Here is a 5,350-nt window from a genome sequence, read left to right on the forward strand (position 1 = left end):
GCCCGCAGGGGGTGTGCGAGGTCGCGTACGGCACGCGCAGCTCGCCGTCCGCCGTCCACAGCCCGTTGCCGGTCAGCCAGCCGGGGGGCGCCGCGATGTGCCGCAACTCCCGCAGCCCCGGCCGCCACACGGCCAGCCAGGTGCCCTGCGCCGCGTCCACCCGCAGCGCCACCGCGCAGCTCTCCGGCAGCAGCATCTGCCGGGGCTGCACCGCGAACGGGGTGAGCCGGGCGTGCGCCGGGTGCAGCACCTCCGGGAAGCGCACGGGGCGGTGGCTGCCCAGCACGCCCCAGCCCAGCCGGTCCTCGCCGGGCGCGTCCGACCGTACGAGCAGCAGGCCGCTGTCCGGATCGGCCCGCAGCAGCCGGTCGTTGCTGTCCTCGGTGATCTGGAGCAGCGGGGAGACCTCACCGCCGCGTGCGAGGTCGGCCACGACGGTCTTGGTCACGGCGGCCCCGGCGCGCCGCGCCCCGGCCTCCGGGGAGCCGGGCGGGCCCGCCGCGCCCGGCGGCTCCCCGCCCGGCGGCTCCGCGTACGGCGTGCGGTCGACCGCCAGCAGCCGCCCCTCGCGGTCCAGCCAGGCGCCGCCCGCGCAGTGCCCGGCGATCTCCGCGACGCGCTCCGGCGCCCCGGAGCCGCCGCCCGCGAGCAGCCAGACGCCGGTCGAGCGCCCGTCCGCGCCGGGCGCGAGCCCGTAGGCACGCCGGCCGCACGGCGCGGGCGGCAGCAGCGTGAGCCGCTCCACCGCCACGGCCCCCAGCGGCAGCTCCCCGGTGTCCGGGCCCGAGGGGTAGAGCAGCGCCGGCGCGTACTGCTCGCCGGTGCGGCGCGCGATGAGCACGCGCCCGTCCGCGAGCGGCAGCACCTGGCTGTCGGCCGTCTCGGGCCGCTCTCCGGGCAGCGGTACGGCGTAGGGCTCGGGCCCGCCGAGCGTCCAGCGCTCCGGAAACCAGTCGGCCGAGCCGGGGCGGGCGCAGAGCCGCGCGGCGTACGAGCCGTCCGCAGCGACCGTGAAGCCGTCATCCATGACACAGGCGGTCATGCCGCGATCACCTCCAGTGACGAAGCTAGGGCTCGTACTTCCTGTCGAACAACGCGAGTTGAACCGCTTCACGCGTAAGGGTGACGAGGAGCACGGTTCGGCGGAGCGTGCGCCCCGGCGTGTGCAAGGGCCGCGCTCGGCCGGTCCGCGGGGTGTCGCGGGGTGTCGCGGGGGTGCCCGCAGGGGTGGCCGAAAAGTGAAGTAAGGTTCGCCTAAGTGTTCCGGGTCCCCCCGGCCCGGTGTCCCTCCCCTTCAGCTCCCTTCAGCTCGGAGAACCCATGTCGATACGTACCCGCACCGCGGCCGTCGCCGTCTCGCTGGCCGCCGCCCTCACCCTCGCCGCCTGCGGCTCCGACGGGGGCGACAGCGGCGATTCGGACAGCGGAAAGGGCAAGTCCAAGGAGAAGGCCGCCCAGGGCGGCCAGGACTTCTCGGGCGCCGCGAAGAAGACCGCGGCGTACGGCACCGACGCCAAGGCGGGCGAGTGGCCGCGCACGATCACCCACGCCATGGGCAGGACCGAGCTGAAGAAGCAGCCGAAGCGGGTCGTGGTGCTGGACGTCGGGGAGTTCGACAACGCCGTCTCGCTGGGCGTCAAGCCGGTCGGTCTCGCGCCGACCGAGGGCTCCAACAAGATCCCCGGCTATCTGAAGCAGCAGGCGGGCGACCCGGCGAACGTCGGCACCATCAACAACCTCAACCTTGAGGCCATCGCCAAGCTCAAGCCCGACCTGATCCTCGGCAGCCAGCTGCGGGCCGCCGACAAGTACAAGCAGCTGTCCGCCATCGCGCCCACCGTCTTCTCCATCCGCCCCGGCTTCACCTGGAAGGAGAACTACCTGCTGAACGCCGCCGCGCTGGGCCGCAAGAAGCAGGCCCGGGACAAGCTGGACGCCTACCGGGCGAAGGCGGAGAAGCTGGGCGCGGACATCGAGGCGCAGGACGGCAAGAAGCCGACCGTCACCATGCTCCGCTTCATGCCGGACCGGATCCGGCTGTACGCGAAGGCGTCGTTCATCGGCACCATCCTGCAGGACGTCGGGCTGCCCCGGCCCAAGAACCAGCAGATCAACGATCTCGCGACGGAGATCAGCCCGGAGCGGATGGACGAGGCCGACGCGGACTGGATCTTCACCGGGGCCTACGGCGACCCGAAGAAGACGGACCGCGCCAAGGCGCAGGACAGCCCGCTGTGGAAGAAGCTGGGCGCGGTGCGGAAGGGCCAGGCCGAGGACGTCAGCGACGAGACCTGGTATCTGGGCCTCGGCGTCACCGCGGCCGACGAGGTCCTGGACGACCTGCGCGGCCACCTCGTCAAGTAGCCCCCCGGGGGGCCCGGGGACGCCTCGGCCCGGCAGGTTGGAGAACCGGGCGGGGCAGGTAGCCTGGCCCCGTGTCCGAAACGCCCACGCTCCGCGAAGTCATCGACGCGCTCGACGCCCTGTGGCCGCGCGCGCGGGCCGAGGCGTGGGACGCCGTCGGCACGGTCTGCGGCGACGTCCCCAACCCCCGGGCCCGCGTCGGCCGTGTGCTCTTCGCCGTCGATCCGGTCCAGGAGATCGCCGACGAGGCCGTGGCCCTCGGCGCCGATCTGCTCGTCACCCACCACCCGCTCTATCTGCGGGGCACCACCAGCGTCGCGGCGGACACCTTCAAGGGCCGCGTCGTGCACACCCTGATCAAGCACGACATCGCGCTGCACGTCGCGCACACCAACGCCGACACCGCCGACCCCGGAGTCTCCGACGCCCTCGCCGGCGCCCTCGGGCTGCGCGTCCTCGGGCCGCTGGTGCCGGACGCCGGCGACCCCGCAGGGCGGCGCGGCCTCGGCCGGATCTGCGCGCTCGACCCGCCGCTCACCCTCGCCGAGTTCGCCGAGCGGGCCGCGGCCCGGCTGCCCACCACGGCGCAGGGCGTCCGCGCCGCCGGCGACCCGGACCAGCGGATCGGCACCGTCGCGGTGTGCGGCGGCTCGGGCGACAGCCTGTTCGCGGACGTACGCGCCGCAGGAGTGGACGCCTATCTGACGGCCGACCTGCGGCACCACCCCGCCTCCGAGGCCCGCGAGCACTCCCCGCTCGCGCTCGTCGACGCCGCGCACTACGCCACCGAGTGGCCGTGGTGCGAGCAGGCGGCGGCCCAGCTCGACGCCGTCGCCGAACGCCACGGCTGGGAGCTGCGCACCCATGTCTCGCGTGCGGTCACCGATCCGTGGACCGCGCACGCCCCGGCCGCACCCTGACTCCTCCGCGGCGTCCCCGCCGCCCCTTCCGTATCCGACACGAACCCGGGAGCCCCCAACTGAACGCCGAGCCCGCCGATCAGATCCGACTTCTCGACGTCCAGGACCTGGACACCCGCCTGACGCAGCTCGCGCACAAGCGCAAGACGCTGCCCGAGCACGAGGAGCTCCAGCGGCTCGAAGCCGACCTCGCGCAGCTGCGCGACCTGCTCGTGGCCGCGCAGACCGAGGAGAGCGACACCGCGCGCGAGCAGACCAAGGCGGAGCAGGACGTCGACCAGGTGCGCCAGCGCGCGGCCCGGGACCAGCAGCGCATGGACTCGGGCGCGGTCAGCAACCCCAAGGACCTGGAGAGCCTGCAGAGCGAGATCGCCGCGCTCGGCAAGCGCCAGGCCGACCTGGAGGAGGTGGTGCTGGAGATCATGGAGCGCCACGAGTCCGCGCAGGAGCGCGCCGCCGAGCTCGCCGAGCGCGTCGAGGCCGTGCACGCCAGGAACGAGGCCGCCACGGCCCGCCGGGACGAGACGCTCGGGCAGATCGACTCCGAGGCGGCCAGCGTGCGCCGGGAGCGCGAGGCCCAGGCCCACGCCCTGCCCGCCGAGCTGCTGAAGCTGTACGACAAGATCCGCGAGCGGGAGGGCGGCATCGGCGCGGCCAAGCTCTACCAGCGCCGCTGCGAGGGCTGCCGCCTGGAGCTGAACATCACCGAGCTCAACGACGTCCGCGAGGCGCCCGCCGACGCGGTCCTGCGGTGCGAGAACTGCCGCCGCATCCTGGTGCGCACCCCGGAGTCCGGCCTGTGAGCGACGCACGCGCGGCTGCCGGTGCTGTGAGCGGCCGCGTTCTTCTTGTCGAGGCCGACGGGGGCTCGCGCGGGAACCCCGGCCCTGCCGGGTACGGCGCCGTCGTCCGGGACCCGGACACCGGCCAGACGCTGCGCGAGACGGCGGAGTACATCGGCCGTGCCACGAACAACGTCGCCGAGTACCGCGGCCTCGTCGCGGGGCTGCGCGCCGCGTACGAGCTCGACCCGGAGGCCGCCGTCGTGGCGCGGATGGACTCCAAGCTGGTCGTGGAGCAGATGTCCGGGCGCTGGAAGATCAAGCACCCGGACATGCGGCCCCTCGCGGCCGAGGCGCAGAGCGTCTTCCCGGCCGGCGCGGTGACGTACGAGTGGATCCCGCGCGAGAAGAACAAGCACGCGGACCGGCTCGCGAACGAGGCGATGGACGCGGGCAAGGCGGGCCGCCAGTGGGAGCCGGGGGCCTCCACCGCAGAGCTGGAGGCTCCTGCGGACGCGGACACGGGCTCCGCCCCCGCGATGCCGCCGGTCGCCGGATGGGCCGCCGATCTCGGCACTCCGACCACCCTCGTCCTGCTCCGGCACGGCGAGACGCCGCTCACCCCGCAGAAGCGCTTCTCCGGCAGCGGCGGCAGCGACCCCGCGCTGTCCGAGGCGGGGCGGCGTCAGGCGGCGGCCGTCGCCGAGGCGCTGGCGGCGCGGGGCACCGTCCAGGCCGTCACCGCCTCTCCGCTGCGCCGCTGCCAGGAGACGGCGGCGGCGGTCGCGGAGCGGCTGGGGCTCGACGTCCGGACGGACGAGGGACTGCGCGAGACGGACTTCGGCGCCTGGGAGGGGCTGACGTTCGCGGAGGTGCGGGAGCGGTATCCGCGGGACCTGCAGGCGTGGCTGGAGTCCGGGTCCGCGCGCCCCACGGGCGGCGGCGAGTCGTTCGAGGAGGTCGCGCGGCGGGTGGCGGTGGCCCGGGACAAGGCGCTGGCGCGGTACGCGGGACGTACGGTGCTGGCGGTGACCCATGTGACGCCGATCAAGACGCTGGTCCGGCTCGCGCTGGGGGCGCCGCCGGAGTCGCTGTTCCGGATGGAGCTGTCGGCCGCGTCGCTGTCGGCCGTGGCCTACTTCGCCGACGGCAACGCGTCGCTGCGCCTCCTCAACGACACGGCCCACCTCCGCGACTAGCCGTTCCTCTCTCCGGGGAGGGGCTGCCCCTCAGCACACCTCGAAGACATGGCCCGCCTCCCCGCGGGGGCGCACATCCCGGTCA

Annotated in this window: 5 protein-coding genes; 4 read left to right on the forward strand and 1 reads right to left on the reverse strand. The window is 74.5% G+C overall.

Annotated features, from left to right (window positions below):
* Positions 1–1,042, reverse strand: a 1,042-nt coding sequence (locus tag G5C65_RS30370; protein WP_165302265.1) for a hypothetical protein, incomplete at its 3' end; no start/stop codon positions are given.
* A 278-nt stretch (positions 1,043–1,320) separates the two neighbouring features.
* On the opposite strand from G5C65_RS30370, the gene G5C65_RS30375 reads away from it, so the two are divergent.
* The 4 genes from G5C65_RS30375 (at position 1,321) to G5C65_RS30385 (ending at position 5,265) form a co-directional block, all read left to right on the forward strand.
* Entirely contained in the window at positions 1,321–2,364 is a 1,044-nt protein-coding gene (locus G5C65_RS30375; protein ID WP_165302266.1) for an ABC transporter substrate-binding protein, read from the forward strand.
* A gap of 71 nt (positions 2,365–2,435) precedes the next feature.
* Positions 2,436–3,284 carry a Nif3-like dinuclear metal center hexameric protein gene (locus tag G5C65_RS30380; RefSeq protein WP_165302267.1) on the forward strand — a complete coding sequence of 283 codons (849 nt, stop codon included), beginning with the start codon at positions 2,436–2,438 and terminating at the stop codon, positions 3,282–3,284.
* Positions 3,285–3,343: 59 nt separating this feature from the next.
* The gene (locus tag G5C65_RS38690) at positions 3,344–4,087 is read left to right on the forward strand and encodes a zinc ribbon domain-containing protein (protein WP_206442437.1); all 744 of its coding nucleotides are present in this window, start codon (positions 3,344–3,346) and stop codon (positions 4,085–4,087) included.
* Positions 4,084–5,265 carry a bifunctional RNase H/acid phosphatase gene (locus G5C65_RS30385; RefSeq protein ID WP_338146741.1) on the forward strand — a complete coding sequence of 394 codons (1,182 nt, stop codon included), beginning with the start codon at positions 4,084–4,086 and terminating at the stop codon, positions 5,263–5,265. The genes G5C65_RS38690 and G5C65_RS30385 overlap by 4 nt, the downstream gene beginning before the upstream one ends.
* Positions 5,266–5,350: the final 85 nt, after the last annotated feature.

The sequence above is a fragment of the Streptomyces boncukensis genome (assembly GCF_011045075.1).
GTDB classification, from domain to species: Bacteria; Actinomycetota; Actinomycetes; order Streptomycetales; family Streptomycetaceae; genus Streptomyces; species Streptomyces boncukensis.

What these genes read in the sequence shown, in the direction of transcription:
- G5C65_RS30375 (WP_165302266.1), top strand. Translation starts at nt 1,321, where the DNA reads ATGTCGATACGTACCCGCACCGCGGCCGTCGCCGTCTCGCTGGCCGCC.